The 804-nt window shown below is 63.9% G+C and carries 1 pseudogene; it reads left to right on the plus strand.

The window, feature by feature from the left end:
- Positions 1-804, plus strand: a pseudogene (locus EN932_RS37245) (hypothetical protein); the annotation flags it as partial.

Here is an 804-nt window from a genome sequence, read left to right on the forward strand (position 1 = left end):
CTTCATCTACCGCCTGGCCTACAGCTTTCGCAAAAACGGCAAGCTGCTGGCGTCGCGCCTGCCATTCAATTTCAATGCCGTCTACAGCGCCGCCCCCGACGCCGATGGCGGCTGCGTCGGTGTTGCCGGGCGCTGGACGCCACAGCTTGACGAGAGCGTCGATGCCGGCTGGCTGACCGGCGGGCCGCTGGAGAAGGCCGGGTTGACCTTCAAGCAGCTGGAGCTCAACGCACAGGTGGTGCGCTTCCCGTCCGGCCAGGAAACCGAGTTCGGCGGGCAGGCCGCCTATCTCATGCGGGTATTCGGCATCGATGGCGCTGCTATCAGCGAGAAGCCGCTGGAGAACACGCCCGACACCGCACGGCTCTCGCAGGACACGGCGCTGAAAGCACGGCTCGCCGCCTATGTCGGCGCCAATTTGCCGGCGGTCGATGAAGGTGTCTATGAAATCCCCGACGAGTTCCTGGCCAGGAAAATCATCTCGTGGTCGACCTTCGGCAGTGCACGGCAGGCCAATCATCCGTTTACGCAATTATTCCAGCCCACGGATTTCGCACCGCTCGATTATTCCGCGCTGAAACTGGTGCGCACGCCGGAAGCGCTGGTCGAGCGGCTGGACAATGGCGCCTGCCAGGGTTGCCATCAGGCCGGTTCGACGGCCGGTTTCCATTTCATCGGTCTAGACGACAAGACGACGTCGCCATTGAACCGCATCGAGGTCGGGATTTCGCCGCATCTTCACGCCGAGATTCCGCGCCGCCAGGCGTGGCTCGCCGCCACGGCCGAAGGCAAGCAGCCGAACCG

Source organism: Mesorhizobium sp. M7A.F.Ca.US.002.01.1.1, from assembly GCF_004022955.1.
GTDB lineage: Bacteria > Pseudomonadota > Alphaproteobacteria > Rhizobiales > Rhizobiaceae > Mesorhizobium > Mesorhizobium ciceri.